The 21,222-nt window shown below is 66.1% G+C and carries 21 protein-coding genes; 16 read left to right on the forward strand and 5 right to left on the reverse strand.

The window, feature by feature from the left end; genetic code table 11:
- Positions 1-3: 3 nt before the first annotated feature.
- The 4 genes from ILP92_RS04445 to ILP92_RS04460 all read left to right on the forward strand — a co-directional run bounded on the left by ILP92_RS04445 (position 4) and on the right by ILP92_RS04460 (position 5,956).
- Positions 4-2,160, forward strand: coding sequence for a PqqD family peptide modification chaperone (locus tag ILP92_RS04445; RefSeq protein WP_198915156.1), 2,157 nt, complete (start codon positions 4-6; stop codon positions 2,158-2,160).
- A 115-nt stretch (positions 2,161-2,275) separates the two neighbouring features.
- Complete coding sequence (locus tag ILP92_RS04450) at positions 2,276-3,097, forward strand: SapC family protein (protein ID WP_198915157.1); 822 nt, start codon at positions 2,276-2,278, stop codon at positions 3,095-3,097.
- Complete coding sequence (locus ILP92_RS04455) at positions 3,090-5,120, forward strand: preprotein translocase subunit SecA (protein WP_198915158.1); 2,031 nt, start codon at positions 3,090-3,092, stop codon at positions 5,118-5,120. Before ILP92_RS04450 ends, ILP92_RS04455 begins: the two co-directional genes overlap by 8 nt.
- Before the next feature lie 11 nt (positions 5,121-5,131).
- Positions 5,132-5,956: an efflux RND transporter periplasmic adaptor subunit gene (locus ILP92_RS04460; RefSeq protein WP_198915159.1), complete on the forward strand. Its 825-nt coding sequence runs from the start codon at positions 5,132-5,134 to the stop codon at positions 5,954-5,956.
- 52 nt (positions 5,957-6,008) lie between these two features.
- On the opposite strand, the gene ILP92_RS04465 is transcribed toward ILP92_RS04460, so the two are convergent.
- The 5 genes from ILP92_RS04465 to ILP92_RS04485 form a co-directional block, all read right to left on the reverse strand.
- Positions 6,009-6,680 carry an aspartate/glutamate racemase family protein gene (locus ILP92_RS04465; protein WP_198915160.1) on the reverse strand — a complete coding sequence of 224 codons (672 nt, stop codon included), beginning with the start codon at positions 6,678-6,680 and terminating at the stop codon, positions 6,009-6,011.
- 3 nt (positions 6,681-6,683) lie between these two features.
- A complete protein-coding gene (locus ILP92_RS04470) occupies positions 6,684-7,523 on the reverse strand; it encodes an ABC transporter permease (protein ID WP_198915161.1) in 840 nt (279 codons plus the stop codon).
- Position 7,524: 1 nt separating this feature from the next.
- On the reverse strand, positions 7,525-8,400 hold the full coding sequence (locus ILP92_RS04475; protein WP_235971109.1) for an ABC transporter permease: 876 nt from the start codon (positions 8,398-8,400) through the stop codon (positions 7,525-7,527).
- A gap of 124 nt (positions 8,401-8,524) precedes the next feature.
- Entirely contained in the window at positions 8,525-9,790 is a 1,266-nt protein-coding gene (locus tag ILP92_RS04480; protein WP_198915283.1) for an ABC transporter substrate-binding protein, read from the reverse strand.
- A 45-nt stretch (positions 9,791-9,835) separates the two neighbouring features.
- Positions 9,836-10,819, reverse strand: coding sequence for an ABC transporter ATP-binding protein (locus tag ILP92_RS04485; RefSeq protein WP_198915163.1), 984 nt, complete (start codon positions 10,817-10,819; stop codon positions 9,836-9,838).
- A gap of 231 nt (positions 10,820-11,050) precedes the next feature.
- Between ILP92_RS04485 and ILP92_RS04490 the strand changes: the two genes are divergently transcribed.
- From ILP92_RS04490 to ILP92_RS04545, 12 genes are all read left to right on the forward strand, one after another.
- Complete coding sequence (locus ILP92_RS04490; protein ID WP_198915284.1) at positions 11,051-11,740, forward strand: GntR family transcriptional regulator; 690 nt, start codon at positions 11,051-11,053, stop codon at positions 11,738-11,740.
- Positions 11,741-11,897: 157 nt separating this feature from the next.
- Positions 11,898-12,857 carry a DnaJ C-terminal domain-containing protein gene (locus ILP92_RS04495; protein WP_198915164.1) on the forward strand — a complete coding sequence of 320 codons (960 nt, stop codon included), beginning with the start codon at positions 11,898-11,900 and terminating at the stop codon, positions 12,855-12,857.
- Positions 12,858-12,860: 3 nt separating this feature from the next.
- Positions 12,861-13,205, forward strand: a complete 345-nt coding sequence (locus ILP92_RS04500; RefSeq protein WP_198915165.1) for a chaperone modulator CbpM — start codon at positions 12,861-12,863, stop codon at positions 13,203-13,205.
- Between the two features lie 271 nt (positions 13,206-13,476).
- Entirely contained in the window at positions 13,477-14,949 is a 1,473-nt protein-coding gene (gene arcD / locus ILP92_RS04505) for an arginine-ornithine antiporter (RefSeq protein ID WP_198915166.1), read from the forward strand.
- Between the two features lie 29 nt (positions 14,950-14,978).
- The gene (locus ILP92_RS04510) at positions 14,979-16,211 is read left to right on the forward strand and encodes an arginine deiminase (protein WP_198915167.1); all 1,233 of its coding nucleotides are present in this window, start codon (positions 14,979-14,981) and stop codon (positions 16,209-16,211) included.
- A gap of 17 nt (positions 16,212-16,228) precedes the next feature.
- Positions 16,229-17,230, forward strand: a complete 1,002-nt coding sequence (gene argF, locus ILP92_RS04515) for an ornithine carbamoyltransferase (RefSeq protein ID WP_198915168.1) — start codon at positions 16,229-16,231, stop codon at positions 17,228-17,230.
- Between the two features lies 1 nt (position 17,231).
- Complete coding sequence (locus tag ILP92_RS04520; RefSeq protein ID WP_198915169.1) at positions 17,232-18,155, forward strand: carbamate kinase; 924 nt, start codon at positions 17,232-17,234, stop codon at positions 18,153-18,155.
- Positions 18,152-19,546, forward strand: a complete 1,395-nt coding sequence (gene atpD / locus ILP92_RS04525; protein ID WP_198915170.1) for a F0F1 ATP synthase subunit beta — start codon at positions 18,152-18,154, stop codon at positions 19,544-19,546. The genes ILP92_RS04520 and atpD overlap by 4 nt, the downstream gene beginning before the upstream one ends.
- Positions 19,543-19,953 (forward strand): ATPase, encoded by a 411-nt coding sequence (locus ILP92_RS04530; RefSeq protein ID WP_198915171.1) that lies wholly within the window; start codon positions 19,543-19,545, stop codon positions 19,951-19,953. The genes atpD and ILP92_RS04530 overlap by 4 nt, the downstream gene beginning before the upstream one ends.
- Complete coding sequence (locus ILP92_RS04535; protein WP_198915172.1) at positions 19,950-20,237, forward strand: AtpZ/AtpI family protein; 288 nt, start codon at positions 19,950-19,952, stop codon at positions 20,235-20,237. Before ILP92_RS04530 ends, ILP92_RS04535 begins: the two co-directional genes overlap by 4 nt.
- A complete protein-coding gene (locus tag ILP92_RS04540) occupies positions 20,234-20,533 on the forward strand; it encodes an N-ATPase subunit AtpR (protein ID WP_198915173.1) in 300 nt (99 codons plus the stop codon). Before ILP92_RS04535 ends, ILP92_RS04540 begins: the two co-directional genes overlap by 4 nt.
- The gene (locus tag ILP92_RS04545) at positions 20,530-21,207 is read left to right on the forward strand and encodes a F0F1 ATP synthase subunit A (protein ID WP_198915174.1); all 678 of its coding nucleotides are present in this window, start codon (positions 20,530-20,532) and stop codon (positions 21,205-21,207) included. The genes ILP92_RS04540 and ILP92_RS04545 overlap by 4 nt, the downstream gene beginning before the upstream one ends.
- The last annotated feature ends 15 nt before the right edge of the window (positions 21,208-21,222 follow it).

Here is a 21,222-nt window from a genome sequence, read left to right on the forward strand (position 1 = left end):
CCCATGTCAAAGGCCTACTTGTCGCAGAATTGGTACCGGGTCGCCGGGCTGAAACCCCGGCTGCGCCGCCACGCCAAGCTTTACCGCACGCGCTATCGCGGCCAGCTCTGGTACGTGTTGCAGGATCGCACCTCGGGCCGGTTCCATCGCTTCTCGCCGTCGAGCCACCGGTTGATCTCGATGCTGGACGGGACGCGCACGGTCCAGGACATCTGGGACACCTTCTGCGAGCAATACGACGACGAGACGCTGACCCAAGACGAGGTCATCCGCCTTCTGGGCCAGCTTCACGCGGCCGACGTGCTGCTGGGCGACATTCCCCCCGATATCGGAGAGCTGGCCGAGCGCGGGGAAAGCCAGCGCAACCGCAAATTCCTGATGAGCTTCATGAACCCGCTCGCCGTCCGGCTGCCGGTGTTCGACCCCGACGATTTCGTGTCGGCGACGATGCCCCTGGCGCGTCCGCTGATCTCGTGGATCGGGGGCCTGATCTGGCTGGCCGTGGTGGGGTATGGCGGGTTCCTGGCCCTGTCCCACTGGAGCGAGCTGACCCAGAACGTGGTCGACCGAGTGCTGACGGCCGAAAACCTGGGTCTGCTGCTGCTCAGCTATATCTGCGTGAAGGCCGTGCACGAGATGGGCCATGCCTATGTGGTCAAGCGATGGGGCGGCGAGGTCCATGAGATCGGCGTGATGTTCCTGGTCTTCATGCCGGTGCCCTATGTGGACGCGTCGGATTCCATGCGGTTCCAGTCGAAATGGCAGCGGGCGCTGGTGGGCGGGGCCGGGATCCTGGTCGAAGCCTTCCTGGCCGCGGTTGCGATGATGGTCTGGCTGAATGCCGAAGACGGGCTGGTGCGCGCTTTCGCCTTCAACGTCATGCTGATCGGCGGCGTGTCGACGCTGCTCTTCAACGGCAATCCGCTGTTGAAATTCGATGGCTATTACGTCCTGTCGGATCTGATCGAGATCCCCAATCTCGCGCAGCGCTCGAAGACCCATTTCACCTATCTGGTCAAACGCTACGCCTTCGGGATGCGCGAGCTGGACAGCCCGGCCACCGCCCCGGGCGAGCCTGCCTGGTTCGTCTTCTACGCCGTCGCGTCCTTCATCTACCGGCTGTTCATCACCTTCGCGATCGTGCTGTTCGTCAGCAACCAGTTCTTCTTCCTGGGCATTGTCCTTGCGATCTGGGCGCTCGTGCTGATGTTCGGCTGGCCGCTGATGAAACAGGCGTGGTTCCTGCTGACCTCGCCCGCGCTGCGCCATCACCGGGGCCGCGCCTTCGCGGTGACGGGCGGCACGATCGCGTCCATCGCCGCACTTCTCTTCGCGGTGCCCCTGCCGCATGCCACCATCGCCGAAGGGGTCGTCTGGGTGCCGGGCGATCGCATCCTGCACAGCGAAGCCGACGGGATCGTGACCGAGCTCAGCGTGGTGCCGGGCGCCCAGATCGAGTCCGGCACGGCGGTGGTTCTGTTGGACGACCCGCTGATCTCGGCGCGGGTGAAACTGCTCGACGGCTTCATCGAAGAGCTGCGTCGACGCCTGGCCGCGCAGGACTTCGTCGACCGCTCGGCCGCGCGGGTGCTGCAGGAAGAGCTGCGCGCCGCGCAGGCCGATCGCGCGCTGACGCTGGCGCGGCTCGACGACCTCGTCGTGCGCGCCGCCGATCCCGGCCAGCTGATCGTGCCGCAGGGCGAAGACATCGTGGGACGGTTCGTGCGCAAGGGCGACGTCATCGGCTATGTGACGGATTTTCGCGACCCGCTGATCCGGGTGATCGTGCCCGAACGCCACAGCGATCTGGTCCGCAGCGAGACCCGGACGCTCGAGCTGCGATTCGCGTCCGACCCGAATCGGGTGCTTCCTGCCCGAATCGTGCGCGAGGTTCCCGGCATGTCGGCAGAGCTTCCGTCGATGGCCCTGTCCACCGAAGGCGGCGGCCGGATCGCGCTGGATCCCAGCGTGTCGGGCCCGGGTGGGGAACGCCAGGCACTTGCCAATCTGCTACATCTGGACGTGAGGCTGGCACCGGACACGCCATTTCGTAGTTTGGGTGAGCGGGTCTATGTCCGTTTCGACCACGGGGAAGAGCCCGCAGCCCTGCAGCTCTATCGCAGTGTGCGGCAGATCTTCCTGAATCAATTTGATATCTGATTGCCCGCGACAGGCGAAAAAACGCCAATAAAAACTTGTCGATCGGCGGTCTCTCGCTATCGTGAACGGGCTCGTCCGTTTCGAGCGCAAAAGCCATTTTAAAAGGACACGCCGCATGACCCAGTTGTTGTTTTACGAAAGCGCTGTTCCCGTCAGCTCGGACCGCCACCGCAAGATGTCCGTCAAGACCGGGGCCAATTACAAGTTCGCCGAGAAGGTGAACTCGGTCCCGCTGACGGCCATCGAGTTCGGACAGGCCGCTGTCGAATATCCGATCGTGTTTTCGGGCAACGGCGAAACCGTCATGCCCTGCGCCATCCTGGGTGCTACGGCGACCAAGAACCTGTTCGTGAAGGAAGACGGCACCTGGGGCGGCAAATACGTGCCCGCCTTCGTGCGCCGCTATCCCTTCGTCTTCGCGCAGGAACAATCCGGCAAGCAGCTGATCCTGCATATCGACGAAAGCTTCGAAGGCTGCAACGATCAGGATCGCGGCGAGCGGCTGTTCGACAGCGACGGAACGCAGACTCAGTATCTCAAGAACGTGCTGGCGTTCCTGCAGGACTACCAGCAGCGCTTCAACCGCACGCAGCTTTTCTGCAAGCGCCTGATCGAGCTGGATCTTCTGCGCCCGATGGAAGCCCAGTTCAGCCTGCCGACCGGCGAAAGCCAGTCGCTGTCGGGGTTCCAGTCCGTGGATCGCGAGAAGCTGAAGGCCGTGTCCAACGAAGACCTGGGCAAGATGATGCGCACCGACGAGCTGGAATGCCTGTTCCTGCATCTCGCCTCGCTGCGCCATTTCGGCTCGATCGCCGAGCGGTTCTCGATCGAGGATGCGGGCGGATCCGGGTCGGTGCTTTCGTCCGAAACCGCGGCCGACGCCCGTGCGGACGACGCGGAAGAGACGGCCAAGTCCCCATCCCCGTCGGATGCTTGATTTCGGCCCATCGGCCGACCCTGCCAACCAGGCCGCCCCCCGGGGCGGTCTTTCGTCCTCGCCGCCGCTGGTGCTTTATCCCGAGCGCGAGGAGGCCCGCCACCACTGGCTCGATCCGGCCGAAGGGGTCGCGCGCTACCTCGTCGGGCGCATCTCGGGACCCTTTTTCAAGCTGCGCCTCCGACGCCTTCTGTCGCAAACGCTCAAGCGCGCGGGTCCCGTCGCCGCGCTGAGCGACGCGGCGCTCGACGCTCGGCTCGAAGACGCGCGCAGGCGGGCCCGCTGCGATGGACTGTCCGACGCGACGCTCGCCGAAAGTTTCGCCCTGATCCGCGAGATCTCGCGCCGGACGCTGGGCTTGTATCACCACAAGGTGCAACTTCTGGGCGCGCTGGCCATGGCGCGCGGTGCCGTGGCGGAAATGGCCACCGGCGAAGGCAAGACGCTGACCTCGACGCTGACGGCGGGGGCGGCGGGGCTCGCGGGCATTCCGGTCCACATCGTCACCGTCAACGACTACCTGGCCGAGCGCGACGCCGAGACCATGCGCCCGCTCTACGATCGGCTTGGCCTGAGTGTTGGCGTTCTGATCCACGGCCTGCAGCCCGAAGCGCGGCGGGCGGTCTATGGCTGCGATATCGTCTATGCGTCGAACAAGGAAATCGCCTTCGACTACCTGCGCGACCGGGTGAAGCTCGACGGCGCGCCGCGCAACCTGTCGCTGAAGCTGCGCCGGTATTTCGACCCCGGCGCGAAGAACGACGCGCCCGTGATGCGCGGCTTGCCCTTCGCCATCGTGGACGAGGCCGATAGCGTCCTGATCGACGAGGCGCGCACGCCTCTGATCCTGTCGCGCGAAACCGATGCCACGGCCGAGCGTGTCTGGGCCGAAACCGCGCATCGCCTGGCCGACACCCTTCACGAGCCGCGCGACTACGTCGTGCATCCGCGCGACCGACGCGTCGAGCTGACCAAGAAGGGCAAGCTGTCGCTGGAAGAGCAGGGCACGCGCACCGGCGGGATCTGGACCAACCGCATCCGCCGGGAACAGGCGGTGCAGCAGGCGCTGACCGCGCGGCTGATGTTCCACGAAGGCGATCACTACGTCATCGACGACGGCAAGGTGGTGATCGTCGACGAATATTCGGGCCGCATCATGGAAGAGCGGTCCTGGAACGACGGAATGCATCAACTGGTCGAAGTGAAGGAAGGCGTCGAGGTCACCCCCCGCAAAGAGGTGCTGGCCCGGATCACCTACCAGCGGTTCTTCCGCCGCTACGGACGGCTGGCCGGCATGACCGGCACGGCGCGCGAGGTCTCCGCCGAGCTGTCGTCGGTCTATCGCCTGAACGTCGTGGCAATTCCGACCAATACGCCCGCGCAACGGCGTCGGCTGGGCGTGCGCGTTTTCCCCACGGCCGAGCGCCGCTGGAGCGCCGTTGCCGCCCGTGCAAACGCGTTGCGCGAAACCGGACGGCCGGTGCTGATCGGCACCCGCTCTGTCGCCGCCTCCGAACAGGCGTCGGCGGCTCTGTCGGCGCTGGATGTGCCCCACGAGCTGCTGAACGCCAAGCTTCACAAGCAAGAGGCGCAGATCATCGCGGATGCCGGCTTGGCGGGGCACGTGACGGTCGCGACCAACATGGCGGGCCGCGGCGTCGATATCGGGCTGGACCCGGATGTCGCGGCCCGTGGAGGCCTGCATGTCATCCTGACCGAACGGCACGATTCGAAGCGGATCGACCGCCAGCTGGAAGGCCGCGCCGCGCGTCGCGGCGAGCCCGGCTCGAGCGAGGTCATGCTGTCGCTCGAAGACGCGATCCTGACGCAGACCTCGGCCGGACGCGGCGCCCTGGCTCGGCTTGCGCGTCTACCCTGGCCGGTGGGCCCCGTCGCGGCCGGACGACTGTTCCGGCGGGCGCAGCGCCGCGCGGAAGCCGGTCACGCCCGCGCCCGCCGCACGCTGCTGGATCAGGACCGGCGCCTTGGAACCATGCTTGCCTTCAGCGGAAGACCGGAATGACAGGAAACCCCATGCCTCGATTCAGCTTGCGCGCCTGCGCCCTCACGTTTTGCATGACGCTGGGGGTGCCGGTCGGCCCCGCCATGGCCGACGCCTTCGATTGCGTCATAACGCCTGCCTTGACCGTCGGGATCGGATCGCCCGTGTCCGGCCTTCTGGAAGACGTCCTGGTCGCCGAAGGCGACTTCGTGGCGAAGGGCCAGGTGATTGCCCGGCTCCGTTCCGAGGTCGAGCGCAAGACGGTCGAGCTTCTGAAGGTGCAGGCGGACAGCGATGCCGAAATCGAAGCGCAGGACAGCAGGCTGGTGCTCGCGCAAAAGCGGCTTGAACGGGCGCGCGACCTGATGGCGCGGAAAGTGGGCACGCAGGAACAGCTCGAAGCGGCCGAAGCCGAGACCGAGGTCATCGCCCGCGAACGCATCATCGCCGAGATGCGCAAGAAGGTCGCCGCACTCGAATTGCAGCGCGCCTCGGCCCAGTTGGATCAACGTGTCATCCGCAGCCCGATCGACGGGATCGTCGTGACGCGGCATCTTTACTCCGGCGAATACCTCGCCGCCGAGGATCGGGTCTTCACGATCTCGCAGATCGACCCGCTGCATGTCGAGGCGTTCCTTCCGGTCTCGGTCTTCCGGGCCGTGTCGCCGGGCGCGGTCCTCGAGGTGCGGCCCGACGCCCCCGTCGACGGTGTGATGAACGCCGAAGTCGAGCTGGTGGACCGGATCTTCGATGCCGCTTCGGCCACCTTCGGGATCCGTCTGCGCCTGCCCAATCCCGACGGCGCCATCCCCGCCGGTCATCGCTGCCAGGTCGAGCTTCCGATCGTCGGCCAGTGACCCGACCGGGCCACCATAGCGCGCCAAAACAAGCGAACGGGCAATCCGAAGCCTAGAGCGCCGCTTTCCGCTCCAGCCCGCCCCGGGCAAGCCAGGCCATGCTTCCCGCCGCGGATTCGACGGGGTCGATCACGGCGCAGGGCAGGTGCTTTCGCATGGTGTCCGTCACGTGGACCATGCCCGCGCATCCCAGGACGATGGCGTCGACCCGGTCCCGGTCCACGGCCGCGCGGGCTTCGTCCAGGATCCGCGCCGACGCGTCTTGCGGGGATGTCTCGAGCGCCAGAACCGGCACGCCCGAGGCGCGCACCCTGCCAAGCAGCGTGCCATAGCCGTACGCCGCGACGTTTTCTTCCAGGATCGGCACGGAAACGGGCAGGGTCGTCACGACGCTGAACCGCCAGCCGCGCAGCGCGCAGTGGACGAAAGCCGCCTGGCCCAGTCCCATCACCGGGCACGAAGCGCGCGATCTGACCTCGGCCAGCGCGGTGTCGTCAAAGCAGCCTATGATGATCCCCGACGCCCCCGACGCCTCGGCCCGGTCGGCCAAATCCAGCAGGGGCTGCGTCGCGGCAAGGCCATCCTCGCGGCCCTGGATGGCGGGTGGCCCGTCATGGGATGTCCACCCGGTGAAGGCGATCCCGGGAGCGGTCGTCCGCGCCATCGCCACCATGGCGTCGGTCATGGCTTCGGTCCGGTTGGGGTTGATGATGATGACCGTCAAGGCTCAGGCCACGCCCTTGCCCGCGTCGGATGCCCGGCGCGCGCGGCGCCTGCCGGTCAGCCAGACGCTGAACAGGCACACCCCGATGACGACGAACGAGAACACCGTCGTCAACGTCCCGAGCGCGAATATGACGGGCGACGTCACGTTCGTCGTCATGCCGAAGATCTCCAGCGGCAGCGTATTGTAACTGCCCGCCGTCAAAAGCGTGCGGGCGAACTCGTCGTAGGACAGCGTGAAGCCGAACAGCGCGACCCCGATCAGCGACGGGGCGATGATCGGCAAAACGACGTGCCGGATCGTCTGCCACGGAGACGCGCCGAGATCGCGCGCGGCTTCCTCGTAGCTTCTGTCGAACCGGTTGAAGACGGCGAACATGATCAACAGCCCGAAGGGCAGGGTCCAGGTCAGTTGCGCTCCGAAGCCCGAGGTGGCCCAGTGGATGCCGAGGCCCGATTGCGAAAAGATCAGCCCGACCCCCAGCGACACCAGGATCGACGGGATCACCAGCGACGTGACGATCAGGTAGAAGATCACGGTCGACCCGGCGAACCGCTTGCGAAACGCCAATCCGCCCATGACCGACACCACCACCGTCGTGACCATGACCATCAGCCCCAGCACCAGCGACCGCCGGAACGAGCCCCAGATATCGCCGACGGCCTGTTGCTCGAACAGATCCCGGAACCAGTGCAGCGACACGCCGCGCATGGGAAATGTCAGCCCGCCCTGTGGTCCCTGGAAGGACAGGATCGCGATGGTGATCGTGGGTCCGTAAAGGAAGACAAGGAACAGCGCGAAGAAGGCCGACAGCAAGTAGAACGAGCGCGGGCGCGGCTCCATGTCAAAGCTCCTTCAGGATATCGACGAAGCGCAGCAGGATGCCGATCACCATCAGCACCGTGATCAGAAGGATCACCGCCGTGGCCGAGGCCGACGGGTATTGCAACAGCGCGATGTCGTTGGAAATCAGCCGACCCACATTGGCCGACTGGCTGCCGGACATGAACCGCACGGTGATGAAGTCGCCCATCACCAGCGTGATGACGAAGATCGACCCGATCATGATGCCCGGCTTCGTCAGGGGCACGATCACGTGCCAGAGCGTCTGCCAGCCCGTGGCCCCCGCATCCGCCGCCGCCTCCAGAAGCGACCGGTCGATCCGCATCATCGTGTTGAAGATCGGCACCACCATGAACAGCGTGTAAAGATGAACGAAGGCCAGTATCACGCTGAAATCGCTGAAAAGAAGCCATTCCAGCGGCGCGTCTATGACGCCCCAGGACATCAGCGTCGAATTGGCCAGCCCGTTGCGGCCCAGGAACGGGATCCACGAGATCATGCGGATGATGTTCGAGGTCCAGAACGGGATCGTGCAAAGCAGGAACAGGGCGATCTGCCAGTTCAGGCTGCGGACGTGGAAGGCCAGGAAATAGGCGACCGTGAAGCCGATCAGCAGCGTGAAGATCCAGGTGATGACCGCGTATTTCACCGTGTTGAAGAACACGCGGTAGGTCACGTCCGAGCCGAACAGGAACGCGTAATTGTCCAGTTGGAACGCCGGGTAGATCGAGAACTCGGTCGTCCCCCAAAAGCTGACGACCCCGATCATCAGGATCGGAAGCACCAGGAAGGCCGCCAGGATCAGCACCAGCGGCGTGGCCAGCAACCAGCCCGTGAGGTGCCGTGACTGTCCCGCCTTCGCGGGGGGCGTCGACAGGGCCGTGGCTGTGTCGGGCGAAGCAAGCGTCTGGTCTGTCACGGGTCCTGCCGTTCCTTCTAAGAAGTGCCCCGGCCGGGGAGGAGGATCGACCGGGGCACCCAGGGTCATCGCGGCGAACGTCTTACGCCGCGACGAACTCGTTCCATTTGCGGACCATGTACTGGTTTTCGTCCATGACCGCGTTCCAGCAGGCGACCGCGCCCATGCGTTCCTCGAACGAGCCGCCATCGCGGACCTCGCCCGCTTGGGCCAGCGTGTCGCCGGTGGGCGAAGTGATGACGTCGGTCGCCTCCTTGCCCTCGAACCAGTAGCCCCATTCGTTCTGGGTCATGAACGCCTTCGAGGTTTCGGGCACGGCCGAGTAATAGCCCTGGCGCATCAGGTAACCGCCGACCCAGCCGGCCAGATACCAGTTGATGTAGTCGTAGGCGGCGTCCAGCTCCATGCCGCTCAGGTTCTTCGACAGCCCGATGCCGCCGCCCCAGCTGCGATAGCCCTCTTCCAGCGGCTGATAAAGACACGGGATGCCGCGCGACTTCACCGCCGTGATCGCGGGCGACCACATGGACTGGATCACCACCTCGCCCGACGCCATCAGGTTGACGCTTTCGTCGAAGGTCTTCCAGAAGGCGCGGAACTGGCCGTTGCGCTTGGCCTCGGTGAAGATGCCGATGGTCTTGTCGATCTCTTCGCGGGTCATGTTGCCCTTGTCGGCATACGTGATCTCGCCCATGGACTCGCAGACCATCGCCATGTCCATGATCCCGATCGAGCTGATGTCTAGGATCGACGCCTTGCCCGCGAATTCGGGATTCAGCAGCTCGGACCAGTTCGAGATCGGGCGGTCGATCAGGTCGGGCCGGATGCCCAGCGTGTCGGCGTTGTAGATCGTGGGGATCAGCGTCATCCAGCCGGATTCCTCGTCCACGAAGGTCGTGCTGCCGGGCCCCTCGACGAAACCCACCGTGTGCGGGGCGGTGCCCTGCGCGATGCTCGAGGTCGGGTTCAGCTTGCCGGTGCGGAAGATGCCGACGATCTTGTCGTAGTTCAGGATCCGGCTGGTATCCATCGCCTGAAGGTTGCCGGTCGGCCAGACCTTCTTGCAGATCCAGTATTCGATATCGGCGATGTCGAAGCTGTCGGGCTGGGTCGCCGCGCGCTGGGTCACGCTGTCGGAATCCAGCGCCGTCATCTCCAGCGTGAAGCCCAGGTCTTCCTTCACCTTCTGCGCCACGTCGTTCAGGTTCGACACGCCTGTGCCGAACTGGCGCAGGGTGATGTTCTTGGTTTCCTGGCCCCATACCATCGGCGCGGGCAGCGTCGCCGCACCGACCGCGGCCGCACCCGATTTCAGGATGGAGCGCCGCGAGTAGCGGACCTTGGATATCGTCGTCATCTCAGTCTCCCTTTTCTGGAGGTCTTGAAGTGTCTGTCAGGCCTCGAGCGCACGTGCGGCCCGAGCGTCCCAGTCGAGGCCGACCGCCTCGCCCACATCCTTCGGCGCACCGAAGAAATCCTTGTCCGTCAGAAGCGCCGTCACGTCCTGGTTGCCCGCCACGCTCGCCGTCAGCGCCACGTGGGTGCCCTGGTATTCGACCGCCGTGATCCGTCCCTGGAGCCGTGCGCCTTCCGCCGGGCGCAGCCGCAATTCGTCCGCGCGGATCGCGATCTGGCCCTGGGGCAGGGCAATCACGTTGTGCGAGCCCAAAAAGCGCGCGACGAACGCCGTCGCCGGGGCCTCGAATACATCGCGCGTCGGCCCGGCCTGCTCGATCTTCGCGTCGTTCATCACCACGATCTCGTCGGCCAGCGCCAGTGCTTCGTCCTGTCCATGGGTGACGTGGATGAAGGTGATCTGTAGCTTGCGCTGCAATTTCCTGAGCTCGGCCCGCATGCGGACGCGCAGGAACGGGTCCAGCGCCGACAGCGGCTCGTCCAGCAGCAGGATCTGCGGCTCGGTGATGAGCGCGCGCGCCAGCGCCACGCGCTGCTGCTGCCCGCCAGACAGCTGCGCCGGAAGCCTGTCCGACAGCGCCGTCATCTCGACCAGGTCGAGCATTTCGGCCGCGCGCCGGGCGCGGGTCTTGGCATCGACACCCCGCATGCGGGGACCGAACGCCACGTTTTCCGCGACCGTCAGATGCGGAAACAGCGCGTAGCTCTGAAACATCATCGCCGTCCCGCGCAGCGCCGGTTGCAGCCGCGAGATGTCGCGCCCTCCCAGCAGGATGGCGCCATCGGTCACGCTTTCGTGCCCGGCGATCATGCGAAGCGTCGACGACTTGCCGCAGCCCGACGGCCCCAGCAGGCAGGCATAGGTGCCCGCGTGGAACAGGTGCGTGATCGCGTCGACGGCCACGGTGTCGCCATACCGTTTCGTCAGACTGACAAGTTCCAGATCCAGCTCAGACCGCATTCCATCCCCGCATACCGGCTTGAACCATCCTTGCGCAGGGCCCCGCGCGGACCGAAATCGTATCGTCCGGCGCGCCGACACAAAGCCGCGGGCTGGCGGAAAGCTGGGCAGCATCGTCGGAGAATGTCGAAAAAAGCGGCTAAAATTGTACACAATCCCGCCCGTGTCGTCGCGGAAATCTTGTGCGTCCGGATCGGGTCTGCGACAGAATCGCGTGATGAGGTATCCATGATGAACGATTTGTCGCAGACCCGACCGCCATCGGCCGAGGCGATCGCCCGCGCGCTGACGCAAGCGGTGCATGAGCATCGCGTGCTGCCCGGCATGAAACTGTCGGAAGACGAGGTGGGCGAGATTTTCGGCGTCGGCCGCACGGTCGTGCGCCAGGCCCTGAGGGCGCTGGCCCACCAGGGGCTTCTGACGATCGAGCGGAACCGGGGCGCGTTCGTCTCGCGCCCCTCGGTGAAGGAGGCGCGCGAGGTCTTCGAGGCGCGCGCCCTTCTCGAGCCACGGACGGCCCGCGCCGCGGCCGAGCGCACGACCGCCTACGACATCGCCCTTCTCGAGCGGCACATCGACCTCGAACACGCGGCACTCGACGCGGACCAGACCGGGGTCGCGTTGAACCTGTCGGGGCAGTTCCACATCGAAATCGCCCGGATCGCCGATCAGGCGACCATCGCGGATTTCATCCGGCAGCTCGTGTCCCGCTCGTCGCTGGTGATCGCGCTCTACTGGCGGCGGCGCAATGCGCTGTGCGAAAGCCATGCCCACCATGCGTTGGTGAAGGCGCTGCGCACCCGCGACGGCGCGACGGCCGAGGACTTGATGAAGGGGCATCTGCTGGACTTGCTGTCGCAACTGGATCTTCGCGCCCAGCCGGACGCCAAGCTGTCCCTGCGCGACGCGCTCGGCAGATGATCCGCAGGCCCGACAGGCCGCGCTGAACGGCGACAGCGCGCCCATCCCGAGCGCCCATGAAGCCGATGCACGAATTGTGCTCGGTCAAATCGGCGCGCGTGCGTCCTGCTAATCTTCCCGAAAGCCCGACGGGCCGCGGTGAGAGGGACCGAAGCGCATGGAATACAAGGATTACTACAAGATCTTGGGGTTGGAGCGCCAAGCCACGCAGGACGAGATCAAGCGCGCCTATCGCAAGCTGGTGCGCAAGTACCACCCGGACGTGAACACCGGCCCCGATGCCGCCGAAGCCGAGCGAAAGTTCAAGGACGTCAGCGAAGCCTACGAGGTCCTGCAAGATCCCGAAAAGCGTGCGGCCTACGACCAGCTGGGGTCCAACTGGCAGGCCGGTCAGTCCTTCCGGCCGCCGCCCGATTGGGACCAGGGGTTCGAATTTTCCGGCGGCGGCTTCACCCAGGCCGACCCCGAGCAATTCAGCTCGTTCTTCGAAGAGCTGTTTTCGCGGCATCCCGGCTTCGGCGGCGGCATGGGCGGCCGTCGGGATTATCACCCGCCGGGTCAGGACCACCACGCGAAAATCGTCATCGACCTGGACGAGGCGTATCGCGGTGGCACGCGCGACTTCGCCTTGCGCAGGCCCGAGCTGGACAAGAACGGCCATGTCGTGTTGCGCGAACGCTCGATCCGCGTGGCGATCCCGAAGGGCATCACGGAAGGCCAGCACATCCGCCTGGCGGGGCAGGGTGCACCGGCCATGGGGCAAGGCAAGGCGGGGGATCTTTTCCTGGAAATCGCGCTGAAAGAACGCCCCGGATTCCGCGTCGACGGGCGCGACGTGTACATGGATCTGCCCGTCACCCCGTGGGAGGCGGCGCTGGGCGCCAAGATCAATGTCGGCACGCCCGGCGGCAAGGTCGAATTGACCCTGCCCAAGCACGCGCAGACGGGCAAGAAGCTGCGCTTTAAGGGGCGCGGCATCCCGGGCAAGGCGCCCGGAAGTCTGTATGCCGTGGTCAAGATCGTCATTCCGCCAATCGAGACGCCGAAAGCGCGCGAGCTTTACCAGGAATTGGCCAAGGAACTGGACTACAACCCGCGCGCGGCACAGGGGGTATAGATCATGGCAAAGGAAAACACCCTGATCCCGATGAGCGAGGTGGTCGCGACGCTGTCGCTGACCGATCTGTGCCGGATCAGCGGATCCCCGGCGGACTGGATCATCGAGCTGGTCCACGAAGGCATCCTGGAGCCGGTGGGCGCGGGCAAGGCGGCGTGGCGGTTCGAAAGCTCGAGCGTCACGGTCATCCACAGGGTCCGGCGCCTGCAGGGCGATCTTGGCATCAACCTGCCCGGGGTTGCCCTGGCGTTGTCGCTTGCCGCCGAGAATGCGCAGCTCAAGCGGCGATTGTCCCAGGTCGAATCCAAGATGGCGATCCCCATCCAGATGCCGCCCGCCAAGCGCTAGCCGCACCTCCAACGCTGCCGCACCGGCCGTCCCGAGTGGGACCGCAAGCGGTGGGCGTCGACAGCTGCCTGCCGGAACCCCAACCGCCCCGCCAATCGACTTGACCGACATCAAGCGCCCCGGCGCCGTTTCTGCCAATCCTGTCTCGAGTGCTGGCTCGGCGCGCGCCCGCGAAAGCGCCGCCCGGCCCGGCAATCTCCGGGTGCCGCATTCGGCACATGATCCCGGGCACCCGCGGCGAGACAAGCGACTGCGATGGAAGGAGAAAGCGATGCCAGCCGACATCACGACCCCCATCGGGTCGGCGCAGAAGAAGACCTCGTCCGGGTCGCTGGGCCTGCTGTCCCTGACGGCGCTCGTGGTCGGATCCATGATCGGGGGCGGCGTCTTCAGCCTGCCGCAGAACATGGCCCGCGGTGCGTCGGCCGGAGCCGTCACGATCGGCTGGCTGGTCACCGGGGTCGGGATGCTGGCGCTTGCCTTCGTCTACAGGAACCTTTCGACCCGCAAACCCGCGCTGGATGCCGGGCCATATTCCTACGCGCGTGCGGGCTTCGGCAATTTCGTCGGTTTCAACAGCGCCTGGGGATACTGGCTCAGCGCGTGGCTGGGCAACGTGTCCTACGCCGTGCTGATCTTCGGCGCGCTCAGCTATTTCTACGCGCCCTTCGGCGACGAGGGGAACACCTGGCAGGCCATTGTCGGGGCGTCGATCTGCCTTTGGCTTGTCCATGCGCTGGTCCTGGCGGGCATCCGTCAGGCGGCCATCGTCAACGTCATCACCACCATCGCCAAGCTGGGGCCGATCTTCCTGTTCATCGTCCTGGCCTTCGTGGCGTTCAACATGCCGACCTTCACGCTGGATTTCTGGGGCAACGAAACGCTGGGGCTCGGCTCGATCACCGAGCAGGTCCGAAGCACCATGCTGGTGACGCTGTGGGTCTTCATCGGAATCGAAGGCGCAAGCGTGGGCTCGGGCCGGGCGCGTCGGCGCAGCGATATCGGAACCGCCACGATCCTGGGGTTCCTGAGCGTGCTCTGCGTCTATCTTCTGGTGTCTCTGCTGTCCCTCGGGGTCTTTTCGCAGCCCGAACTGGCCGCACTTCCCGACGCGGCCTCGATGGCCAACGTGCTCGAATCCATCGTTGGGCCCTGGGGGTCCGTCGTCGTGCGCGTCGGTCTGGTGATCTCGGTGGCGGGCGCCTTCCTGAGCTGGACGCTGCTGGCTGCGGAAATCCCGTTCCGGGCCGCGCAGGAAGGGATCCTGCCGGACGTCTTCGCCGTGGAGAACCAGAACGGATCGCCCGCCGGGGCGCTCTGGATCACCAATATCTGCATCCAGGTCTTCCTGGTCATCACGCTTTATTCGAACTCGACCTACCTCGCGCTCTTCTACATCGCCTCGACCGCGATCCTGGTGCCTTACGTGTTCTCAGGGGCCTACGCGCTGAAACTCGCCATGACCGGCGAAAGCTACGGCCCGCGCGAGCGGCGCGGCGGCGACTTGGCCATCGGCGCGTTGGCGACGGTCTATGGCATCTGGCTCGTCTATGCGGCGGGCCCGGCTTACCTTCTGATGTGTGCCATTCTCTACGCCGCCGGTATCCCGATCTACCTCTGGGCGCGCGGATCGCACGGCGCGCGGGCCTTCACCGCCACCGAAATTCTCATCGCGCTCGGGCTCGTCGGCGCCGCGATCCTGGCCGCGTACCTCATGTGGACCGGTGTCATCAGTGCCCTGTGACACCGGCATCGCTTCGAAGGAACATCGCCATGGATGAAGGCCGAACGCTGGGTGTGCATTCCGAAACCGGAACGCTGCGACAGGTGATCGTCTGCCGCCCGGGCCTCGCCCATCGCCGCCTCACGCCCGGAAACTGCAAGGACCTGCTCTTCGACGACGTGTTCTGGGTCAAGCAGGCGCAGAAGGATCACGCCGTCTTCGCCGCCACGATGCGCGAGGAAGGCGTCGAGGTGCTCGACGTCAACGACCTTCTGGCCGAGACGCTGGACCTGCCCGAAGGCCGGGCGTGGGTGCTGGACCACCGCATCACACCGACCCAGGTCGGCGCGGGCATGGTGACCGAGCTGCGCGCCTGGCTGGACGGCTTGCCGGGCGCGGAGCTTGCCAAGTTCCTGCTGGGCGGACTTGCCACCGACGATCTTCCCTTCGAGCCGAACGGACTGTTCCGCGGCTATCTCGGGCCCCACGGCTTCATCCTGCCGCCCTTGCCGAACGCGCTTTATACCCGCGACACCTCGGCGTGGATCTTCGGCGGCGTCTCGGTCAACCCGATGTTCTGGGCGGCGCGGCGGCCCGAGACGTTGCTCAGCACCGCGATTTACAAGTTCCATCCGAAATTCTCGGGCCGGACCACGATCCACTGGGGCGATCCCACCGTCGATCACGGGCTGGCGACCGTCGAGGGTGGCGACCTCATGCCCGTGGGCAACGGGACGGTCCTGGTCGGGATGGGCGAACGCACCTCGCCGCAGGGGATCGGGCTGCTGGCCGAAGCGCTGTTCGACACCGGCGTGGCGCAACGCATCCTGGCCTTCCGCATCCCGAAAAGCCGCGCCGCGATGCACCTGGACACGGTCTTTACCCTCTGCGGCGGCGACGTGGTCACCACCTTCAAAGAGGTGGCCGACGCCCTGGTCTGCTACGATATCCGACCGGGCGACGGACCCGAGCCGCTGCAATTCCGGCGCGATCCGCGCCCGATCTTCGAAATCGTCGCGGACGTGCTCGGCTACAAGCGGCTGCAGGTCATCCCGACGGGCGGCGACACCGCGGAAGAGCGCGCGCGCGAACAGTGGAACGACGGCAACAACGTGGTCGCCCTGCGGCCCGGCGTGGTCATCGCCTACGACCGAAACGACGACACCAACGCGGCCCTCGCGGCGGCCGGGATCGAAGTGCTGGCAATCCCCGGTGCGGAACTCGGGCGCGGCCGGGGCGGCGGCCACTGCATGAGCTGCCCCACCATCCGCGATCCGGTTTGACACGAAAGGCGATCCAGATGGCTTTCAACCTGAAGAACCGTCACTTCCTGAGCCTGCGGGATTTCTCGCCCACCGAGATCGGCTTCCTGCTGAAACTCGCGGTCGATCTGAAGACCGCCAAGTATACCGGCACCGAGGTTCCGAAACTGCAGGGCAAGGACATCGCCCTGATCTTCGAAAAGGACAGCACCCGCACCCGCGTCGGCTTCGAAGTGGCGGCCTACGACCAGGGCGCGCGCGTGACCTATCTGGGCCCGACGGGATCCCATATCGGCCACAAGGAAACGGTGAAGGACACCGCGCGCGTTTTGGGGCGGATCTACGACGCGATCGAGTATCGCGGTTTCGGCCAGGCGGTCGTCGCCGAGCTGGCCGAATTCGCGGGCGTGCCCGTCTATAACGGGCTGACCGACCAGTTCCATCCCACCCAGATCCTGGCCGATTTCCTGACCATGCAAGAGCACGTGGAAAAGCCGTTGCGCGATGTCGCCTACGCCTTCCTGGGCGATGCCGGCAACAACATGGGCGACAGCCTGCTGATCGGCGGGGCCAAGATGGGCATGGACGTGCGGCTTTGCGCGCATCAAGCCTGCTGGCCGGTCCAGCAGATCCGCGACGAGGCCGACGCCATCGCGTCCGAAACCGGTGCCCGGATCACGATCACGGAAGACGTGGACGAGGCCGTCACGGGCGTCGACTTCGTCTATACCGATGTCTGGGTGTCGATGGGCGAGCCCAAGGACAAGTGGGCCGAGCGGATCGAGCTGCTGAAGCCCTACCAGGTCAATGCGTCCGTGATGGGCAAGACCGGCAACCCCCGCGCCCGGTTCATGCATTGCCTGCCCGCCTTTCACAACGCCGACACCGTGCTGGGGGCCGAGATCAAGGCCGAGTTCGGACTGGACGCCATGGAGGTCACCGAAGATGTGTTCGAAAGCCCGGCCTCGATAGTTTTCGACCAGGCGGAAAACAGGATGCATACGATCAAGGCGATCCTCGTCGCCACCTTGGGGGCCTGAGATGCTGGTCGTCGCAGCCGTCGGGGGCAACGCGCTGTTGCAACGGGGCCAGCCCCTGACGGCCGAAGCACAGCGCGCCAATGTGCGCGAAGCCGCCGCTTCGCTCGCGCGGATCGTGCAGGCCGGGCACCGGATGATCGTGACCCACGGGAACGGCCCGCAGGTCGGTCTGCTGGCCCTGCAAGGCGCGGCCTACAAGCCCGACGAATCGTTTCCGCTGGATGTGCTGGGGGCCGAAACCGAAGGGATGATCGGCTACCTGATCGAGCAAGAGCTGGAAAACAGCCTTGGCCACGATCACGCCGTCGCCACGCTGCTGACCCAGGTCGTCGTCGACCCGAAGGATCCCACCTTCCGGACCCCGACGAAGTTCGTCGGCCCCACCTACACGGAAGACGAGGCCCGGGCCCGCGCCAGGTCGAGCGGTTGGAGCATCGCGCAGGACGGCCAGTTTTGGCGCCGCGTGGTGCCGTCGCCCCGACCGGTCGAAATCCCGGACCTGCGTGTCGTGCGTCTTTTGCTGGACCAGGGCGTGACCGTGATCTGTGCCGGCGGCGGCGGCATTCCCGTGATCCGTCGCCCCGATGACAGCATGATCGGCATCGAGGCGGTGATCGACAAGGACGACGCAAGCGCGTTGCTCGCAGCCGATATCGGCGCGGATGCCCTGCTTCTGCTCACCGATGTCGACGCGGTCTTCGACAATTTCGGAACGGATGCGGCGACGCCGATCCGCTATCTGACCCCCGATCAGGGGCGCGCGCTTGCGATGCCCCAGGGGTCCATGGGTCCGAAGATCCGCGCCGCGTGCGATTTCGCCGACCGGGGCGGGGCGTCCGGGATCGGACGCCTTGCCGACGCGCTGGCCATTCTCGAGGGCACGTCGGGCACCCGCATCGCCCAGACCCCGGCGGAGGAGCCATGAGCGTCGACGCCCCACACCGGCCCGACGCACAGGTCGACGGCCGCATTGCCGCCATCCGCGGCGGGGTCGTCGATGTCGCCTTCTCGGGCACCGTCCCGCGCATCCATGACCTGCTTTATGCCGGGACCGTGGCGATGGAAGTCGCGGCCCTGATCGGCGATGGCCTGGTCAGGGCCATGGCGCTGGCACCGGTCAGGGGCCTGGGCCTCGGCATGCCGGTCAGGTGGACCGCGGGGCCCATCGAGGTGCCGGTGGGCCCCGCGGTCCTGGGACGGATGCTCGACGTCTTCGGCGCCCCGATCGACGGCAAACCGGCGCCCGAGGCGGTCGAGCGGCGCAGCATTCACCGCAAGCCGCCGAAGCTGCGCGACCGCGTGCTTCAGTCCCGGATCATGGAGACGGGGATCAAGGCGCTCGACCTTCTGTCCCCGATCGAACGCGGCGGGAAGACCGGGCTTTTCGGTGGGGCGGGCGTCGGCAAGACGGTCCTCATCACCGAGCTCATCAACAACACGGTCCAGCATTACAAGGGCGTTAGCCTGTTCTGCGGCATCGGCGAGCGCTCGCGCGAGGCCGAAGAACTTTACCGCGAAATGGGCGAAGCGGGCGTTCGCGACAAGACCGTCATGCTGTTCGGACAGATGAACGAAGCCCCGGGCGTGCGCTTCCTGGTGGGCCAGACCGCGTTGACGATGGCCGAGTATTTCCGCGACGACCAACGCCAGGACGTGTTGCTGCTGATCGACAACATCTTCCGCTTCGTGCAGGCCGGGTCCGAGGTGTCGGGCCTGATGGGACGCATGCCGTCCCGCGTGGGCTACCAGCCGACCATGGCGTCCGAACTGGCCGGGCTGGAAGAGCGGATCACCTCGACCCGGCACGGGGCGATCACGTCGATCCAGGCGGTCTATGTGCCTGCCGACGATTTCACCGATCCGGCGGCTGCGCATATCTTTTCGCATCTGTCGGCCTCGGTCGTGCTGTCGCGCAAACGGGCGAGCGAGGGCTTGTATCCCGCGATCGATCCCCTGGCCTCGACGTCGGTGATGCTGACGCCACGGGTCGTCGGGCAACGGCATTACGACATCGCCCGCGCGGTCCGGCGCACCCTGGCCGAATACGAGGACCTGCGCGACATCATCGCGATGCTGGGGCTCGAAGAGCTTTCGTCGGCCGACCGGGCCACGGTCGCGCGGGCCAGGCGGCTCGAGCGTTTTCTGACCCAGCCCTTCTTCACGACCGAGGCGTTCAGCGGAAAGAAGGGCAAGCTGGTGCCCATCGCCGACACGCTGGACGGGTGCGAGACGATCCTGGACCAGACCCGGTTCGATCATCCCGAAAGCGCCTACTACATGATCGGCGGCCTGAAGGACCTGGAGGCCGCTCCATGACCATGAGGTCGGACATGCGCGTGATCCTTCGGCTGCCGACCCGCACGCTGTTCGACGGTCGGGCCACGGCCCTTGCGGCGGTCGCCCCGAACGGGGCCTTCGGCATCCTACCCAACCACGTGGATTTCGTCACCGCGATCGTGCCCTCGGTCCTGTCGCTGCAGCTCGTCCATGGGACCGAAGCGATCTTCGGCCTGGACGAAGGCCTTCTGGTCAAGAAGGGGCACGAAGTCGCCGTGGCCTGCCTGCGCGGGGTCCGCGGCGACGACCTGGCCACGTTGCAGGACACGGTGACCGCCAGTTTCGTCCAGACCGACGAAGAGGAACGACAGGCCCGGTCGGCCCTGTCGCGGCTCGAAGCCGACATGGTCCGCCGCTTCTCGGAGTTGCGGGGCCCACGGCCATGACGGGCAAACCGGACAAGACGGCCCGGGATATCGCCCGCCACGCGGACCGCATGAAGTCGAAGCGCGACGACCCGGGCCCCAGCCCGCTGCGGGGCATCGCCACCTTCGGCATGATCGGCTGGTCGATCGCCGTGCCGACCGTCGGGGGGGCGTTCCTGGGCCTTTGGCTGGACCGGGTCGCGCCGCAGGACTTCTCGTGGACGCTGGCGCTGATCCTGGCCGGTGTCGTCCTCGGGGCCTTCATCGCCGCGGCCCGGATCAACAAGGAAGGAGGCGGCAGATGACGCCCGTCGCTTGGACGTCGTTGGCCTGGGGCCTGGCGATCGGAACCGCCATGAGCGCGCTTTATTTCGGGGGCCTCGGGCTGGGAATCCGCATCGCGTTGCGATCGCCCAGGCCCGTGGCCGTGCTCCTGACCAGCGCTGCGATCCGGATCCTGCTGCTTCTGGGTGTCGGCTGGCTGCTGGCGGGGCAGGGCGGGCCGTGGTCCCTGGCGGGATACGCCGCCGCTTTCCTGGTCGGACGCCTCGTCGCGACCCTCGCCGCGGGCGTGGCCCCACCATCCGGAGACGCGCGATGACCTTTTCACCGGACGACAGGATCCTGTTCGAGTTGTGGGGCATCCCCCTCAACGCGACGATCTTCTACACCTGGGTCGTCATGGCGCTGCTCACGATCGCCGCCAGCCTGATCACCCGCAACCTGCGCCCCGATGTGCCGCCGAACCGCTGGCGCACGACGCTGGAAGTGATCGTGCTGGCGATCCAGGCCCAGATCGAAGAAGTGGCCGGCCGCCGCGAGAACCACCTGCTGTATTTCGCGGGCACGATCTTCCTGTTCGTCGCGGTGTCGAACCTGCTGCTGGTCATTCCGGGGTTCGAACCCCCGACCGCGTCCCTGTCGACGACCACCGCGCTGGCGTTGTCGGTGCTGGTGGCCGTGCCGATCTTCGGGATCACCAGCCGCGGCCTTGGCGGATATCTCAGGACCTATCTCGAGCCGTCCTTCGTCATGCTGCCGTTCAAGATCATCTCGGAGATGTCGCGCGCGATATCGCTCGCCATTCGCCTTTACGGAAACATCATGAGCGGCGCGGTCATCGCGGCGATCCTGCTCAGCGTCGCGCCGTTCTTCTTCCCGGTCGTCATGGATGTCCTGGGCCTGCTGACCGGTCTGATCCAGGCCTACATCTTCGCGATCCTGGCAGCGGTCTACATTTCAAGCGCCACGGCAGACGGCGCCGAACCCATTTAAAGGAAGGACGATACA

This window comes from Palleronia pontilimi (assembly GCF_016412875.1).
Classification (GTDB): domain Bacteria; phylum Pseudomonadota; class Alphaproteobacteria; order Rhodobacterales; family Rhodobacteraceae; genus Palleronia; species Palleronia pontilimi.